Genomic DNA, 16,473 nt, shown 5'->3' on the forward strand with positions numbered 1-16,473 from the left:
ATACTTCTTATTCTCCCTTCGCCGCATCAATAATACTCATCAACTTAAACCCTAAATCCATATCCGATAAATTTCCTGCATCGTATTTGATTACCACAGAGGAAACGGTGCGATTCATACGCACATTTAAAACGTTATCATCATCATTGAGTAATCTTTCTAGGCGTTTAGCAAATAGTGCATCTTTTTTTATTTGAGGAATACGCAATCTAATTCTGCCTTTAACAGAGTGAAGAATCGACATTTCCTCCTCATCCTCAGAAACATTGGTTTGATTTTGTGTCGTCGATGATTGTGTATCTTGAGAAGGACTTTTTTTTAATTCCTTAAATAGTTGACGAAAAACCGTTGCTACTCCTAAATTAACTAATAAAGCCTTTGCACCCCTTAATTGAAATTGACTGGTTACAAATAGTCCAAACATAACAGGAATAATCATTTCAACTTCTTCATGTTCCTTTAAAAAAGTTGCAATTTGTTCTTTATTTTCTGTGGTAGTAATAGCAGAATTTTCTGCCGTTACTGTTGCATTAGTCATAATCTATTTCTCCTCATCATAAATATATATATGAAGATAAGTATCTCTTTTTCTGAATAAGTAAGATAGCCAATTATTTTTACATTTTTTAATCATTAGAAGAGGGATTTAAAACTGTAATGTTGTCTCTATTTTCTGCTTTTTCAGCTAAAACTTCGGCTTGTGCTTCTGCCACTAAGTCTCCCAATTGTTCTCCAGTTTCAGCTATCGTTTCTTTTGTTTTTTGATATAAAATAACTCCTGTTTTAATAGTAGCTTTAGCCACTGGCTTGAGTAAAGAAGCCACTGTTGGAGCGATAATCACCGCACCTACACCAATAGCAATAGTTTTAAGAGGGTCATTTTGGTACATATTTTTTATTTTATCTAGCATTATTTTCTCCTTGCAAATTAACTTAGTAAATACTGATGAAAGTATCAATTAAAGAAGGTTATTGTTTTCCCTTATATTAGTCTTGAGAGACATAGATAATAGAAGCTGTTTCTTTATCTAAAGCAGTTCTACTTTTACCCACCGAAAGCACATAGGAAGGGAATTTACTTTCAAGGGAAATATTGACTCCTTGAATCACCCCCATTGCCATCAAATGACGAATAATTCCTTCATCTTGGGTTTCTAATTTTGCAACTATAGCTTGTGAGCCTACTTTTAAATCTGACAAAGGAAAATAATTCGACATATTAAACCTCTATTTGACAATAAAACAATTAATTATTCTTAATTGAATAGTGAAAATTATTAACTTCCTCATATTCATAATAGCAATCTTTACTTTTTTGATCAATTATTTATTTTAACCTTTTGTTAACTATTTTTATCAGTAAAAAAATGTCACTTTTATTAATTTTAAAAAATCACTTTACACATTCCATGACTAGAAAAATGTTTGTTGATGTAATTTTTCCTGATTCTCCTTCGATAGCTATCACTTTCTTGACAAAAATATAGCTATATTTCTCACATTTTTTCCTTTCGAGTGAAAAACGATTATTTCAATAATAGATTTTTAAAGATTATGGTTCTTCAGAGTGTGGTTATGATAAATTAATAAAAAATAACTCCCATAACCCTTATTGAATAGTGTTTATAGTAAAATAAAAACTAAAAGTTTATAAATTATTATTTTATTATTTAATAATCCCCTCTTGCCTCTTGCCTTTCAGCCTACCCTAACTAATAATTTACACGACGAGAAGTGATAGAGGCAAAATTATTAATTGTTAATTTTTATTAAGATATAATTTTAATGCAAATATTATGCAATAATTCCTGAGAGGAAGTTTATTAGTTGTAAAGGTATTGTTATGGCTTTAGTACATTGGGATAAGTCGGTTTTAACATTACATCTGAAAGAAATGATGGAAGATCACCAAAAAGGCGATCGCACCGCTCTCTTGGGATTAGGTGCTATTGTTATGGGTACAGTATTCATTCCTGCTACTGTAAAGTTAGGTAAACCGTTATTGAAAAGTATGATCAAAAGTAGTTTATATCTTTCTTCTAGCATCAAAAAAAATCATTCTTAATTAAATCATCGTTATAAGTAATAGATTTCAAAGAAAGAAGTAAATTTATTAGGATAAATTATTATTAAAATTTGGGCTTCCGTTACAAGAGGTAAGTGTTATTAACAACAGATGAGAAAAGGTAATTCTCATTTCGTCTTAGAATCCTACCTCGAATTTAACAGTTAATTTTTAGGTAGAGAGGTTATTAGCAGGGGTGCATTTGTGATAGTTAAAGGGATTAAGTTATCGTTACCCCATGTTATGGACTCTCAAATGGGGTAATTGCCACCAAGGAAGAGAAGGATAGCGATGATGTTCTTGATGATAACTGAAATGATAACAGGTAATTAAAGACAATAATATCGGTAAATGAAGACTCTTAATTGCACCTAAACTATATTGATTATCCTGATGATGACGATGGGGTAAAAAAGTCCCAAAAAAGAATAGTTGTAACGAACTAAAAATTAAAGGTAAAGCCCAAAATAAAAGTAAATTTAACCAGTGAATGTGAAAAAGATTAACAATTATTAAAATTAATAAACATAGACGACACAAATTTAAAAAACTGACATATTTTCCCATAAATCTAAAATACCAAAAGCAAAAATTTGGGTTATGCTCATGAAAGTCTGGATCAAGACTCGTACCAGTGAAACGATGATGCAAATAATGTTTTTCCCTTAAATCTCTGAAAGATAACCCCCCATATAAAATTAAAGCTAAAGCTGCGATCGCATCATTGATATTAAGATTGTAAGGAAAAAGAATACCGTGCATACCATCATGGGCAACGATAAACAAACCAGTGCAGTGTGGTCTGCTAATATCAAACTTGGTTTTTGGTATCAATTAGGAAAATTTATGAAAGAAGAATGTCAAAATTTAAAACTAATTCCTCAACAGGGAATTTCCGAACCGGCAGAAGATGGTTATACTCAAATTAAAGTGACTGGAAAAGTTCAAACCCCTTGGTTTGGTGGTAACGTTGGTATGGATATTGCTTGGCGCTTTTTACTTAATCCTGAGAATAAAATCTTTTTTGTTGCGATTGACTTATTAGCATCTCCTAAAGAGTTATTAAATTTTATCCGTTAAGAGATTTCTATTGATAAATATACTGAAGGAATGTTAGTGTTTACTTTTGCTCAACTTTTAAAAGAGGGTTGGATTAGTTTGGAAGAATTAACTGGTTTAGACTCTGCAAAGTTAGGGAAAATTTCTTCTTTATCTAAGATGTAGGCTTGAGGTTTTAGGGGTAATAATTACATCAAGATGCAATTTCATTTTTTGAGACAGTATTTAAGTTTTTTTCTGACTAAATAATAAACCACATCATAACTAACTTGAATTTGAAACTCTTGATTTAACCAGTGTTGAATGTCTTTATAAGTTTTAAAATCGGGAGTTTCTCTCAGTTTTTTCGTTAATATTTTGATGACACTATCGGAAATAATTGATTTTCTGCCTCCGCTATTTTTATCTTTTTTATCTCTTAAAAATTTTTGTATTCCTTCTTGTTGATAACATCTTAACCACCATTGAATTGTTACCCGATGTTTCCCCACTATTTGGGCTACTTCTGTGATGGTTTTTACTTGTTTACTTTTGAGTAGATATAAAACTTGGATTTTCTGAAAGTTATCAGAAGTTTTTTGCTCGTTTAATAAGGTTTTTAAAGTTGCGATCGACTCTATAATATTAACTTGAGAAACTCCTGACATGAAACTATCTGTAAAACGAATTTAACAAAATTGGGTTTTATCTTTATAGACAATGGTTTTAACTTGCACTTACAACTAGGAATTATTAACAATTACTTGTTACAAAACTTAATATTTAGTTCGTAGGAGTTAAATGTTATCCAACTTAATAAACTTTCGCATTTTAAAACCGTACAACAGGTATTTTGCTTGTAAATAAAAAAAAGTAAAACCCCTAAAGGGGTTAGGAAAAATTAGATAGTGAGGTTAATAATATTTAAGCCTTGATTGACTAAATAACCAACGAAAAAGGCAAAGGGGAAAATAAAAGATACCATTGCTAAAGTGGTTTTCCATCCTCTTTCTTTCAACATGACTTGAAATTGGGCGATACAGGGTAAAAACAGAGTTAAAATAATGGCACAAACCACCAATTGATTGCCCGTTAATCCTGCATTGCTTTGAATATCAAACAATCCTGCCGCACCATAGTCTCTTCGGAAAAATCCATATAGGAAAATAGGGGATACTTCTTCAGGTAAATCTAATGCAAGGGTAATAGGATTAATCCAACTAATGATTAAGTCAAATAAACCCGTTAATTTACCAAACCAAATAAGAATAGATGCGTAAATGAATAGGGGGATAATTTCCCAGAAATACCATTTCATTCTAATCACGGTTTTGGTGATAATATTTTCAATTTTGGGCATCCTCAAAGGAGGCACTTCCATATAAAATTGAGCAGGTTTACCGGGTAAGAAACGAGAGGTTAAAAATCCTGCTAACAAAAATATACCTAAAACCACTACTGCCCATATTGACAAAGCAAGGGGATTTTTTGCTAATAACCCTAAGATAACACCCCATTGAGCCGCACAGGGTATGGCTAGGGCAAGTAAGAAAGTAGCAATAATTCTCTCTCTTTTAGTTTCGAGGGTGCGAGTAACCACTGTTGCCATAGTATCACAGCCCAAGCCTAAAACAATAGGAATGACCGCTCTTCCTGATAATCCCATAGTTTTAAAAACTCTATCTAACATGAGAGATAAACGAGGTAAATATCCTGTGTCTTCTAAAAGGGAAAACATAAGGAAATAAGTTGCAACAATGGGTAAAATAATCGCTGTAGCATAGCGAATACCTAGGGTGATGATACCGTAGTCATTGGCGAATAAGTCTTGAATTACTACCCATGGAAAAATTTGAGCAACGATATGATTAACAAAGGGGTTAATATTCTCCTCGAAAAACCCTTCAATTAAATCAACTAATGTGCCTGCACCAAAGTTACCAACGAATTGATAAATTCCATAGTAAAGCACTAGGGCTAAAATTGGAAATCCTGTGAGGGGATTAATCATCCATTGATGTAGTTTTTCTCCTATTCCTCTCTGACTATCGCTATTATCTTGCAATACTTGTTGTTCAATTTCTAAGGCTTTCTGTTGTCTAGTAAATGCGATCGCCTCTGTGATAGATTTACCTAATTGAGTTTGTACATCATAGATAATTTCTTCAATGGGAGAAATACTAGGTAAATATTTCTGTAAGTCTATAATTATTTCTCTATCTTCTTGAATAATTAGTAAAGCTAAACTACGACGAGAAATTAGATAATTTTTTTGTAAAAATAGTTCAGCTTCTTGTACTAATAAATCTTCGATTTTTGCTAAACCTTTTTCAATAATGTTAGGGTAATTAATATTAGCTGACATAACTCAAAATTCTCCGTTTTAACTGATCTAATCCAAAGCCGGTAGCGGCGGACATTTTAATTACAGGAATTCCCAATTCATCTTCTAAAGTAAGGGGATCGATTTTTATTTTTAATTTCTCCGCTTCATCGATCATATTCACTGCTAATAAAGTAGGAAAGCCAGCTTCAATTAACTGAAAAGTAAGGGTTAACATTCGGGCTAAATTTTTGGCTTCAACTACATGAATAGCAAGAGATAAAGAGTCTTGTAATAGCAAATCTCTAGCTACTCTTTCTTCTTCGGTGATAGGCAGTAAAGAATACATCCCCGGAGTATCAATAATGGAAAAATAATCATTATCTATCTGAAATTTTCCGTGGGAAATTTCTACCGTTGTGCCGGGATAATTAGATATATCCACATAAATACCAGTTAAGGCATTAAATAAGACACTTTTTCCCACATTTGGCATTCCTACTAAAGCAATTTTTCCCGTAGTTTCTCTCTCAATAGTTTGAGTCTTTTTTTTCTTAAATAAAGATGTAAACCAATTATTTTTGCTGTGAGAATGACAAGTTGTGCTTTGACATTGATGACAGTTCATTTTATTTCTTTGCCTCGCAATTTCGACTTTTCGTCTTAAAATTTGGTATAGTTTTTCTTCGATAATAACTACAGTATTTTTATTTTTTTGTTTCCTAGTTAGTCTATTTTTACTATTTTTGATTCAGACAATTTTCAATAGTTATTATGGTTATTTTTCAATGTTTATATTTTAGATCAGTTGAAAAATCTTTTCAAGAGTTGTTGCAATTTTTTATCATTTATTTTCTGTAAAAATAACTTGTAAGCGATGAAGCGATGATAGGTATTGGGATTCAGGCAATAAACTTTTTTTTGGAAGGAAGTTGGGTAAGAAGCAAGAGTGAGGAAAATTAATTATTTCTCCATAGATAATTAATTCATCTTTATGTTTATGACTATTGCCCATTCACCACTTACACCAGTAAACTTATGAGCAAACCTGATTTAGTTTTTATAGAATATGTCTGCACTCATTTCCTTTTTTTGTTCGGTCATTATCGCATTATCCTTGCTTTTTCCTCTTTCATGGGAAAAATCTGCAATGGCTTCTATTTTCCATTTTGAGGGGAGTGTGCCTACGGATTTAGGGGTAACAGATGGCAAATTAAAACAATGTCCTCCTTCTCCTAATTGTGTTGTTAGTCAAACAGAGGATGAAACTCACTACATCAAACCGTTAAAGTATAACAGCGATCGCACTTCTGCTTACAATAACTTTCTCAAAATCCTTTCTGTTGTACCTGATACTGTGATAGTAGAAAAAACAGATGATTATATCCGTACAGAATCAAGAAGTAAAATTATGGGCTTTGTGGATGATGCCGAATTTTATTTTCCTGAAGATGAAAAAGTAGTACAATGGCGATCAGCTTCTCGTTTAGGAGAGTCTGATTTAGGGGTGAATCGTCGTCGCTTAGAGCAAATTCGCCTTGCGTTTAGTGACTTAACGGTAAACAATTAAAAGGTTTCAGGTGTCAGGTGGCAGGTGTCAGGTTTCAGGTGTTAGTTTTTATCCCTACTCCCCTACTTTTAAAAACTCCCTACTCATTACTCGTTACTCATTACTTAAAATCATGGCTTTTACAGTAAATCCGATCAAATTTGGCACAGACGGTTGGCGCGGTGTCATTGCCGCCGATTTCACCTTTGAGCGAGTGGCAAAATTAGCACCTTTGTCGGCTCATGTTTTACGGGAATATAACCCCAATTCTAATTTAATGATTGTAGGATTCGATCGCCGTTTTTTAGCGGAAGATTTTGCGAAGTTGGCGGCGGATAGCTTACAGGAAGCTGGTTTTGATGTGTTATTATCAGACAGTTTTGCTCCAACTCCTGCTTTTAGTTGGGCGGCGAAGGAGAAAAACGCCTTAGGTGCTTTAGTTTTAACCGCTAGTCATAATCCTGCGAAATACTTAGGCTTAAAGGTAAAAGGAGCTTTTGGCGGTTCTGTCACTGAAGATGTAACTCAGAAAATCGAAGCCTTAATCCCTAGGGATGAAACTATTACTAGCAGTAAAGAAGGTAACATAACATTATTTGATCCTTGGGAAAGTTACTGTCAACAATTAAGTTCTCAAGTCAATGTTAATATTATCAGAGATGCGATCGCATCTGGTAAGTTAAAAATATTTGTGGACGTGATGCACGGTGCGGCTTCTGGGGGGCTACGTCGTTTATTAGGCTGTGATATAGAAGAAATTAACGCTAATAGAGATCCCCTTTTCGATGGTGGTGCACCCGAACCCTTACCTCGTTATATCTCTGAATTATTCCGTAGAGTCAAAGAAGATGCTAAAGATAACCCTCATAGGTTGCGAATGGGCTTAGTCTTCGATGGAGATTGCGATCGCATCGCCGCAATTGATGGACAGGGAAACTTTTGTAGTACGCAAATTTTGATTCCCGTTTTAATTGAGCATTTAGCCCAAAGAAAAGGAATGAAGGGGGAAATTGTCAAAACGGTGAGCGGATCAGACTTAATACCCAAAATAGCCCAGTTTATGAATATTCCCATCTCCGAGACTGCGATCGGTTATAAATACATTGCAGAAAGAATGTTACAAAATCAAGTTTTAGTGGGGGGAGAAGAATCAGGAGGAGTGGGTTACAGTAACCACATCCCCGAAAGGGATGCTTTGTTATCTGCTTTATATGTCCTTGAAGCAGTGGTAGAATCAGGAAAAGACATCAGTGACTTATATAATAACCTCCGTCAACAAGTCAATTTTACCTCAGAGTACGATCGCATCGACCTACCCTTAAAAAACTTAGAACAAAAAAACCTATTACAACAGAGACTTTCAGACAATCCCCTCACAGAAATAGCGGGAAAGAAAGTAATCGATTGCCTTGCCATTGACGGCTATAAATATCGTCTTGAAGATAGCAGTTGGCTATTAATTCGTTTTAGTGGTACTGAACCATTATTACGTTTATATTCAGAAGCACCTACTTTAAAGATAGTCCAAGAAAATCTCCATTGGGCAAAAGAATGGGCAACGAAAGGATAAAAATAGCTTGATTTTGGGGTTTTGATGGTTTGAGTAAGATGTTTAGGAGATGAGGGGATGGGGGGAGAGGTGGCAGGTATCAGGTTGCAGGTGTCAGGTTTAGGGGAGTAATGAGTAATTATCAACTATCAACTATCAACTATTCACTATTCACTATTCACTAATTGCCTTTTGCCCTTTTAACTTTGACTTTGCCTACTTGGTAATAACTATCTTTTCTCCGGGTTGAGGCTCAATAACATTTACAAATAAGTTAGCCTCTTTTAACAAATTACGCAGTCTTTCAATAGTCCCGTCAGGCTTTAAAAGATTGACCAATAAACCGTCAAAATCTATATCTCCTCCTGCGGCAGTGGAAAGAATATATTGAGGATTCAGCCAACGGCAGACTTCTACAGCAGTTTCTTGACCTTTAATAACAGGACCAAGGAAAGGGATTTTGATGTTAGTTAGAGGAGTAATAATTGTGGTAATTGATTCTTGTTTTTGTAAATTGGGAGAGTGAAAGCCATGAGGTTCATAATAAATAGATTCCCCAGTCACTAAATCTCTGAGAATATACCCGTTTTCTATTACACCTGGCCCAACGGGAGAACCTGCGATCGCATCTATTTGAATTTTATCATTAAAAATGTAGCTTTCATTATGCTTAAGAGTAGTGATATTGGTATAGCCTAAATCTTGACAGACTTTTCCCGCATTTACCGAAGCCACAACAGGTAAATTATGATCCAAAACTTTTAAAGTAGGGGGATGAGCATGATCTTCTAAACCCTGAGAAAGAAGAATAAAATCAATATTGTCAGGAATAGGGCGAGAAGTTTTCTTTTTTCCTTCTAATAACCATTTAAGATTACCGAAAACTAAAGAACCAACTAACCAAGGATCAAGTAAAATCCTCGTGTTGGACATTTCAATCAGCCATGAATTGCTATCTAACCAAGTTAATTGCATAAAATTTTAGTAAAGAATAATAACGTTATTTTGTCTTAATTGTAGCTTGATCAAAGAGTCCATAGGATTACATAACGGTAATGTCAAATTTTTAAAGAAATATAAAATTTGTAGCCATATTTACAACTAACGCCCTTAAAAACCCGTTTAATATCCCCATACAAATTGCTAATATTGGGTAACTATGGCATTAACAAAAACAATTTTATCTCCCAGAGATGAATGGAAAACGGCAAAAAATTTTTGTGTCCAATGTGGTAAATTTCACCCTAGTCAAAGTCACTGGGAATTTATGCAAACTATGCCTCAAGATCCTCTTGAGATGATTAGTGATTTGACAAAAATGGGGGTTTATAAACCCGCCACTTTCGATATTGCCAACTCCTTAAGCACTGCAGAATTAAGGAAAGAATTATTCCTAAAAATGGCAGGAAAAGGAAGCCCAAAAAGAGAAAAATTGGTTTTAGAATTAGCCAAACAAGCGGGGGGTTTAGATAATGCTTTTTCCGCCGCCTTTGGTGCAAAAGCTGGAGAATTTTTCGGCGATGCTATTCGCAGTGGTGAATTTAGTCGTCGTAAATTTTTGCAAAACGTAGCCATTGGGGCGGCTTTAGTTTCCCTTGTTAATGCCTGTGGCAATAATGCTGGTACTCCTGAGTCTCAACCTGATGCCCCTCCCCCCGATACCTCTAATTTGGAAAAAACAGATTTAAAAGTGGGCTTTATCCCCATTACCTGTGCTACTCCGATTATTATGTCTGAGCCTTTAGGTTTTTATCAAAAATACGGCTTAAACGCTCAGGTTGTAAAAATGCCGAGTTGGGGGGCGGTGAGGGATTCTGCGATCGCAGGGGAGTTAGACGCATATCATATGTTAGCACCCATGCCCATTGCCATGACTCTGGGATTAGGTTCAGCTACTTTTGGGGTGAGATTAGCAAGTATTGAAAACATCAACGGACAAGCCATCACCGTTTCTAATAAGTATAAGGGTAAAATCAATGGTCCTGCGGACTTTAAGGGCTTTGTGTTGGGAGTACCTTTCCCCTATTCCATGCACAATTTACTCTTACGTTATTATTTAGCCACAGGGGGTATTAATCCTGATGTGGACGTTACTATTCGCCCTGTACCACCTCCAGACAGTATCGCTCAATTAGTAGCAGGGGATATTGATGGTTTCTTGATGCCTGATCCTTTTAATCAACGGGCGGTGTATGAAGACGCTGGATTTATTCATAAGTTAACCAAAGAATTGTGGCCCGGACATCCCTGTTGTGCTTTTGCGGCCAGTGACACATGGATTAACGAAAATCCTAACACCTTTAGAGCGTTAAATAAATCTATTATCGAGGCAACGGGCTACGCTAGTAAACCAGAAAATAGAGTCGAAATTGCGGAAGCTATATCCGATCGCGCCTTTTTGAATCAACCAGTGGAAGTAGTTCAAGCGGTCTTAACAGGTAAATTTGAGGACGGTTTAGGTAATAACTTAGACGTACCCGATCGCATTGACTTCGATCCTTACCCTTGGCAGAGTTTCGCAAACTGGATCATGTCTCAATTAGTGCGTTGGGATATATCAGGAGATGGCAAAGCAAAACAATTAACCGCCGATGGTAAATATGACCAATTAGGACAAGAAATCTTCCTCACAGATTTAGCAAGGGAATTAGCGGAAGAATTAGGACAAACTCCCCCCGATGAAATTTATCGCACGGAAACCCTTGAATTTGACACCTTCGATCCTCAACAACCCGATCAATATATTCAGGCACAGATTGATAAATATGGTTTTTAGGGTTCGGAGTTTTTTTAAGTAGGGGGTGTGGAGAGTAATTTTTATTCGCCTGACACCTAAAACCTGAAACCTGACACCTATTTTCTACATTTTTCATTCTCAATTCTAAATTCTTATGACTATTGTACAAGGGCGATCGCCCCAAAATAAATTTAAACAATTATTGGATAACGAAAATGTCCAAGCCTTGGGGATATTCCTTCTTTCTTTGGGGATATTCTTGCTGGTGTGGGAATTAGGGGCAAATGCCAAAATTTTCGCTAAAGGTATGCCTAGCGCTTCCTTAACCCTCAAAGAATTATGGTGGTGGCTAACTAATCCTTTTTTCAACAATGGACCTAATGATATGGGTATCGGTTGGAATTTGTTAATTAGCTTAAGACGGGTTGCGATCGGTTATATTATGGCATCTGTAGTTGCCGTACCTTTAGGGATTTTGCTCGGAATGTCGAAAATAGCCACCAAAGCGTTTAATCCTTACGTACAACTTCTAAAGCCCGTTTCCCCCCTTGCTTGGTTGCCTTTGGGTTTATATTTATTTCGAGATTCAGAAAAAACAGGCATTTTCATTATTTTAATTAGTAGTATTTGGCCCACCCTTGTTAATACTGCTTTTGGAGTAAGTAAAGTTAACTCTGACTATCTCGACGTAGCCAAAACCCTCGGTGCATCAAAATGGCGGACTATTTTCAAAGTTATTATCCCTGCGGCGTTGCCCAATATTATTTCTGGTTTACGCATCAGTATGGGAATTTCTTGGTTGGTAATTGTAGCGGCGGAAATGCTTTTAGGTACTGGCTTGGGTTACTTCATCTGGAGTGAATGGAATAATCTTTATCTACCTAACATCATCGTGGCAATTATCATCATTGGTTTAGTGGGACTTTTACTAGATCAAATCTTCGCTTATTTAGAAAAAATGGTTTCATTTGGAAAAGAATCATCATGACGGTATCAACTCAACCAGAATATTTAACTTGTTTGGAGGCAGGGGATAACGTCCAACTGTGTCTTCGTAATGTTTCTAAAGTATTCTCAACAAAACAAGGCTTATTCGGCACAAAGAAAAAAGAATTTGTCGCCCTCGAAAATATCAATCTCGATATAGAATACAATACCTTTGTCAGTATCATCGGTCCTTCAGGCTGTGGAAAGTCAACCCTCTTAAGCATTATTGCCGGGTTAAGTTCTGCTAGTGGTGGCTCTGTAATGATGAATAAAGAACCCATTATAGGACCAGGTCCCGATCGAGGTATGGTGTTTCAAAGTTACGCCCTCATGCCCTGGATGACGGTAGAGGAAAATATCCGTTTTGCAGTGGAAACGGTTTACCCGAAAATGCCCATAAACCAACAAAAACGCATTGTTAAAGAACATTTGCAAATGGTAGGCTTAACAGGGGCATCAAAAAAACATCCTCATGAGTTATCGGGGGGGATGCGCCAACGGGTGGGTATTGCAAGGGCATTGGCAATTAATCCAGATATTTTACTAATGGATGAGCCTTTTGGAGCGTTGGATGCTTTAACTCGTGGTTTCTTACAAGAAGAAATCGAGCGTATTTGGGAAGAACATCGGAAAACGGTAATTATGATTACCCACAGTATCGATGAGGCTTTATTGTTGTCGGATAAAATCATCATGATGACAAAAGGTCCTCGCGCAGGTATTGCTCAAATTCTCGATGTACCTTTCCCCCGTCCTCGTAATCGTTTTGAAGTAGAAGATCATCCTGCTTATCATGATTTGAAAGTGGCCATGGAAGAACACTTATACCGAGAAACTAGGGCGGTGGAAGAAGCCAGAGTTAACAATTAAGAATTAATATCGCACCTATGGAATCAAAACCACCCTTCCCACCTTTCAACTTAGAAACGGCACAACAAAAAGTGCAAATGGCTGAGGATGCTTGGAACACAAGAGATCCTGAAAAGGTTGTTTTAGCCTATACCATTGATTCTCAATGGCGTAATCGTTCTGAGTTTTTGTCTGGTAGAGAAGAAATCAAGGCTTTTCTGTACCGTAAATGGGCAAAGGAGTTAGATTATCGTTTACGCAAGGAATTATGGGCTTTTACAGATAATCGTATTGCCGTTCGTTTTGAATATGAGTGGCACGACGAATCTAATCAGTGGTATCGTTCCTATGGCAATGAAATGTGGGAATTTGCCGAAAATGGCTTAATGCAAAATCGTTTTGCTAGTATCAATGATGTTTTGATCAAGGAATCAGAACGAAAATTTCTCTGGGAAAGGGGTTAAATTCAAAAAGATCTTATTTATCATAGTGGGATCTCGGTGAAGGTGGGCAAGAGGCAAGAGGCAAAAGTCTTTAATTGGTTTTCTCCCTACTCTCAACTCCGAACCCCAAATTTATACACAATCAACTGTAATTATTTTATTGAGGTGAACACATTATGACTATTGCAGAAATTACCAAAACTTTATTAGATGCAAAAAAGGCAAAGGGCGTTACTTTTGCTCAATTAGAGGAAATTTTAGGACGGGATGAAGTCTGGATCGCATCGGTGATTTACCGTCAAGCTAGTGCTGATGAAACGGAAGCGAAAAAGTTAGTCGAGGCGTTAGGTTTATCCCCAGAGTTCGCTGAAGAATTAACTATTCCTCCCTTAAAAGGCTCTTTAGACCCCGTAATTCCCACTGACCCCCTGATTTATCGTTTTTACGAAATTATGCAGGTGTATGGAATGCCTATGAAAGAGGTTATCCATGAAAAATTCGGAGATGGTATCATGAGTGCGATCGACTTTACCCTAGATGTGGACAAAGTGGAAGACCCCAAGGGCGATCGAGTCCAAGTTACAATGTGTGGTAAGTTTTTACCCTATAAAAAATGGTAAATCAATCAACGAATAGCAAACAATTAACCAAATTGAGATAAATAACTTCAGTTCGGTTTAAGAATATTGGGTAGGTGTCAGGGTGTTTGGTAGATGAAGAGATGAGGGAGAGGGAGACAAGGTGTCAGGTTTCAGGTTTCAGGTTGCAGGTGTTGGAGAAAGTAATAAGTAACGAGTAATGAGTAATGAGTGTTCGGAGTTATTAATTATCAACTATTCACTATTCACTATTCACTATTCACCTTTACCCTTTGCCCATTGTCTATTTCCCTCACGCCATTTTTTCATCAAACCCTAATTATAAGAGACTAATTTTGCCCTTAAGTTTTTAATTTTGTCTCTATATTCAGCGGCTTTTTCAAATTCTAAATTCTTAGCTGATTCTTTCATTTTTTCCTCAAATTGTTTAATTAAATCAGGAATTTTATCAAGGCTAATTTCTTCAACTTGGTTATAAATTTCCTCTAATTGTTGAGAGTTTAATTTTCGTGATATATCTAAAAATTCTAAAATAGAGTTACTCGATTTTTTACTAATAGATTGAGGAATAATATTATTTTTTTGATTATATTCCAGTTGAATTTTCCTTCTTCTTTTAGTTTCATTAATAGCTTTTTCCATGCTATCGGTAAAATTATCAGCGTATAAAATAGCTTGTCCATTAACGTGTCTTGCCGCCCTTCCTATGGTTTGAATTAATGATTTTTCTGATCTCAAAAATCCTTCTTTATCTGCGTCTAAAATGATCACTAATGAGACTTCAGGTAAATCTAGCCCTTCCCTTAATAAATTCACTCCAATTAAGACATCAAATTCTCCAGCCCTTAAACTCTGTAAAATTTCTATTCTCTCAATAGATTGAATCTCAGAATGTAAATACTGTACATTTACTCCTCTTTCTTGTAAATATTCTGTCAAATCTTCCGACATTCTTTTTGTTAAAGTTGTGATTAATACCCTTTCTTTTCTCTTAATTCTCTCTTTAATTTCTCCTAATAAGTCGTCCACTTGTCCCTCGGTGGGTCTTACAAAAATTTCAGGATCTAAAATACCAGTAGGGCGAATAATTTGCTCCACAATTCTATTTTCTGATTGTTCAATTTCCCAATTACTAGGAGTTGCTGAAACGAAAATACACTGTTGAACTTTCTGCCAAAATTCATCGGCTTTTAAGGGGCGATTATCGGCGGCACTGGGTAGGCGAAAACCATGATCAATTAATACTTTTTTCCTTGCTTGATCTCCGTTGTACATTCCCCTAATTTGTGGTACAGTAACGTGTGATTCGTCCACTACTAAAAGCCAATCTTCAGGGAAATAATCCACTAAGCAATCGGGTGGTTGTCCTGCTTTTCTACCTGTTAAATGTCTTGAATAATTCTCTACTCCGTTGCAGTATCCGACTTCTTTTAACATCTCTAAATCATATTTTGTTTTCTGTTTTAACCTTTGTGCTTCTACTAATTTCCCCTGTTTTTCCAATTCCGTTAATCTTTCTTCTAATTCCATCTCGATAAGTGCGATCGCTCTTTCTAATTGATCTTGTGGTGTTACAAAGTGCTTGGCAGGGTAGATGTTAATTCGCTCTAATTCTTGCAATAATTCCCCTGTGACGGGGTCTAAAAGAGAAATTGCTTCGATTTCATCTCCAAAAAATTCCACCCGTATAACTCGATCTTCATAGGCTGGTACGATTTCTAACACATCTCCTTTAAGGCGAAAAGTAGCACGGGATAGCTCTGTATCGTTGCGGTGATACTGCACATTTACTAAGTCTCTAAGTAGTTGACGGGGATCATATTCTTGGTTAATCTCTAAAGGGATAGAGGCTTTGAGGTATTCAACGGGCATCCCTAAACCATAAATACAACTGATAGAAGCAACGACAATGACATCTTTTCTTTCAAATAATGACCTAGTAGCGGAGTGACGCAACATATCAATTTCATCGTTGATAGATGAACTTTTCTCGATATAGGTATCGGTAACGGGAATATACGCCTCTGGTTGATAGTAGTCGTAATAGCTGATGAAGTATTCTACGGCATTATGAGGGAAAAACTGCCTTAATTCATTGCACAATTGGGCGGCAAGGGTTTTATTGTGTGCTAATACTAGGGTTGGTTTTTGATGTTGAGCGATAGTACAAGCTATGGTATAAGTTTTACCAGTGCCTGTAGCACCGAGGAGGGTTTGAAAGCGATTACCCGATGATAGTGATTTGACTAAAGATGCGATCGCACTTGGTTGATCTCCAGTGGGTTGGAAGGGTGAGTTAAGGTGAAACATTAGATCTTTAACGAGAAAATTTTG

General features: G+C 36.1%; 18 protein-coding genes and 1 pseudogene. 10 read left to right on the forward strand and 9 right to left on the reverse strand.

The window, feature by feature from the left end:
- Nucleotides 1–7: 7 nt before the first annotated feature.
- The 3 genes from CYAN10605_RS15370 to CYAN10605_RS15380 form a co-directional block, all read right to left on the reverse strand.
- A complete protein-coding gene (locus CYAN10605_RS15370) occupies nt 8–538 on the reverse strand; it encodes an HMA2 domain-containing protein (protein WP_015220866.1) in 531 nt (176 codons plus the stop codon).
- An 88-nt stretch (nt 539–626) separates the two neighbouring features.
- Nucleotides 627–911 (reverse strand): DUF5132 domain-containing protein, encoded by a 285-nt coding sequence (locus tag CYAN10605_RS15375; RefSeq protein ID WP_015220867.1) that lies wholly within the window; start codon nt 909–911, stop codon nt 627–629.
- 76 nt (nt 912–987) lie between these two features.
- The gene (locus CYAN10605_RS15380; RefSeq protein WP_015220868.1) at nt 988–1,218 is read right to left on the reverse strand and encodes a FeoA family protein; all 231 of its coding nucleotides are present in this window, start codon (nt 1,216–1,218) and stop codon (nt 988–990) included.
- 625 nt (nt 1,219–1,843) lie between these two features.
- On the opposite strand from CYAN10605_RS15380, the gene CYAN10605_RS15385 reads away from it, so the two are divergent.
- Nucleotides 1,844–2,065: a hypothetical protein gene (locus CYAN10605_RS15385; protein ID WP_015220869.1), complete on the forward strand. Its 222-nt coding sequence runs from the start codon at nt 1,844–1,846 to the stop codon at nt 2,063–2,065.
- A gap of 231 nt (nt 2,066–2,296) precedes the next feature.
- On the opposite strand, the gene CYAN10605_RS15390 is transcribed toward CYAN10605_RS15385, so the two are convergent.
- Complete coding sequence (locus CYAN10605_RS15390; protein WP_051018162.1) at nt 2,297–2,851, reverse strand: fatty acid desaturase; 555 nt, start codon at nt 2,849–2,851, stop codon at nt 2,297–2,299.
- 54 nt (nt 2,852–2,905) lie between these two features.
- Here CYAN10605_RS15390 and CYAN10605_RS17965 point away from each other — a divergent pair.
- Nucleotides 2,906–3,145: pseudogene (locus CYAN10605_RS17965) on the forward strand (ketosteroid isomerase family protein); the annotation flags it as partial.
- A gap of 30 nt (nt 3,146–3,175) precedes the next feature.
- A complete protein-coding gene (gene frp, locus CYAN10605_RS18930) occupies nt 3,176–3,289 on the forward strand; it encodes a fluorescence recovery protein (RefSeq protein WP_190275002.1) in 114 nt (37 codons plus the stop codon).
- A 41-nt stretch (nt 3,290–3,330) separates the two neighbouring features.
- Here the strand turns inward: frp and CYAN10605_RS15400 are convergent, their stop codons facing one another.
- From CYAN10605_RS15400 to CYAN10605_RS15410, 3 genes are all read right to left on the reverse strand, one after another.
- On the reverse strand, nt 3,331–3,771 hold the full coding sequence (locus CYAN10605_RS15400; RefSeq protein WP_015220870.1) for a helix-turn-helix domain-containing protein: 441 nt from the start codon (nt 3,769–3,771) through the stop codon (nt 3,331–3,333).
- A gap of 233 nt (nt 3,772–4,004) precedes the next feature.
- Nucleotides 4,005–5,468 (reverse strand): ferrous iron transporter B, encoded by a 1,464-nt coding sequence (locus tag CYAN10605_RS15405; RefSeq protein ID WP_015220871.1) that lies wholly within the window; start codon nt 5,466–5,468, stop codon nt 4,005–4,007.
- A complete protein-coding gene (locus tag CYAN10605_RS15410) occupies nt 5,458–6,054 on the reverse strand; it encodes a FeoB small GTPase domain-containing protein (RefSeq protein WP_015220872.1) in 597 nt (198 codons plus the stop codon). The genes CYAN10605_RS15405 and CYAN10605_RS15410 overlap by 11 nt, the downstream gene beginning before the upstream one ends.
- 441 nt (nt 6,055–6,495) lie before the next feature.
- Here CYAN10605_RS15410 and CYAN10605_RS15415 point away from each other — a divergent pair, with 441 nt between their 5' ends.
- Together CYAN10605_RS15415 and CYAN10605_RS15420 are read left to right on the forward strand one after the other, a co-directional pair.
- Nucleotides 6,496–6,996 carry a DUF1499 domain-containing protein gene (locus tag CYAN10605_RS15415; RefSeq protein ID WP_041922550.1) on the forward strand — a complete coding sequence of 167 codons (501 nt, stop codon included), beginning with the start codon at nt 6,496–6,498 and terminating at the stop codon, nt 6,994–6,996.
- 112 nt (nt 6,997–7,108) lie between these two features.
- Complete coding sequence (locus tag CYAN10605_RS15420) at nt 7,109–8,545, forward strand: phosphoglucomutase/phosphomannomutase family protein (RefSeq protein WP_015220874.1); 1,437 nt, start codon at nt 7,109–7,111, stop codon at nt 8,543–8,545.
- 195 nt (nt 8,546–8,740) lie between these two features.
- Here CYAN10605_RS15420 and CYAN10605_RS15425 read toward each other — a convergent pair whose 3' ends face one another.
- On the reverse strand, nt 8,741–9,499 hold the full coding sequence (locus tag CYAN10605_RS15425) for an MBL fold metallo-hydrolase (protein WP_015220875.1): 759 nt from the start codon (nt 9,497–9,499) through the stop codon (nt 8,741–8,743).
- 184 nt (nt 9,500–9,683) lie between these two features.
- Between CYAN10605_RS15425 and CYAN10605_RS15430 the strand changes: the two genes are divergently transcribed.
- The 5 genes from CYAN10605_RS15430 (at nt 9,684) to cynS (ending at nt 14,160) form a co-directional block, all read left to right on the forward strand.
- Nucleotides 9,684–11,300: an ABC transporter substrate-binding protein gene (locus tag CYAN10605_RS15430; protein ID WP_015220876.1), complete on the forward strand. Its 1,617-nt coding sequence runs from the start codon at nt 9,684–9,686 to the stop codon at nt 11,298–11,300.
- 115 nt (nt 11,301–11,415) lie between these two features.
- Complete coding sequence (ntrB, locus tag CYAN10605_RS15435; RefSeq protein ID WP_015220877.1) at nt 11,416–12,249, forward strand: nitrate ABC transporter permease; 834 nt, start codon at nt 11,416–11,418, stop codon at nt 12,247–12,249.
- Nucleotides 12,246–13,118, forward strand: coding sequence for an ABC transporter ATP-binding protein (locus CYAN10605_RS15440; RefSeq protein WP_015220878.1), 873 nt, complete (start codon nt 12,246–12,248; stop codon nt 13,116–13,118). The genes ntrB and CYAN10605_RS15440 overlap by 4 nt, the downstream gene beginning before the upstream one ends.
- 17 nt (nt 13,119–13,135) lie before the next feature.
- Nucleotides 13,136–13,561 carry a nuclear transport factor 2 family protein gene (locus tag CYAN10605_RS15445; RefSeq protein WP_015220879.1) on the forward strand — a complete coding sequence of 142 codons (426 nt, stop codon included), beginning with the start codon at nt 13,136–13,138 and terminating at the stop codon, nt 13,559–13,561.
- Nucleotides 13,562–13,716: 155 nt separating this feature from the next.
- Nucleotides 13,717–14,160, forward strand: coding sequence for a cyanase (gene cynS / locus CYAN10605_RS15450; RefSeq protein WP_015220880.1), 444 nt, complete (start codon nt 13,717–13,719; stop codon nt 14,158–14,160).
- A 294-nt stretch (nt 14,161–14,454) separates the two neighbouring features.
- On the opposite strand, the gene uvrB is transcribed toward cynS, so the two are convergent.
- Complete coding sequence (uvrB, locus tag CYAN10605_RS15455; protein ID WP_015220881.1) at nt 14,455–16,449, reverse strand: excinuclease ABC subunit UvrB; 1,995 nt, start codon at nt 16,447–16,449, stop codon at nt 14,455–14,457.
- Nucleotides 16,450–16,473 lie beyond the last annotated feature (24 nt).

Source organism: Cyanobacterium aponinum PCC 10605 (assembly GCF_000317675.1).
Classification (GTDB): domain Bacteria; phylum Cyanobacteriota; class Cyanobacteriia; order Cyanobacteriales; family Cyanobacteriaceae; genus PCC-10605.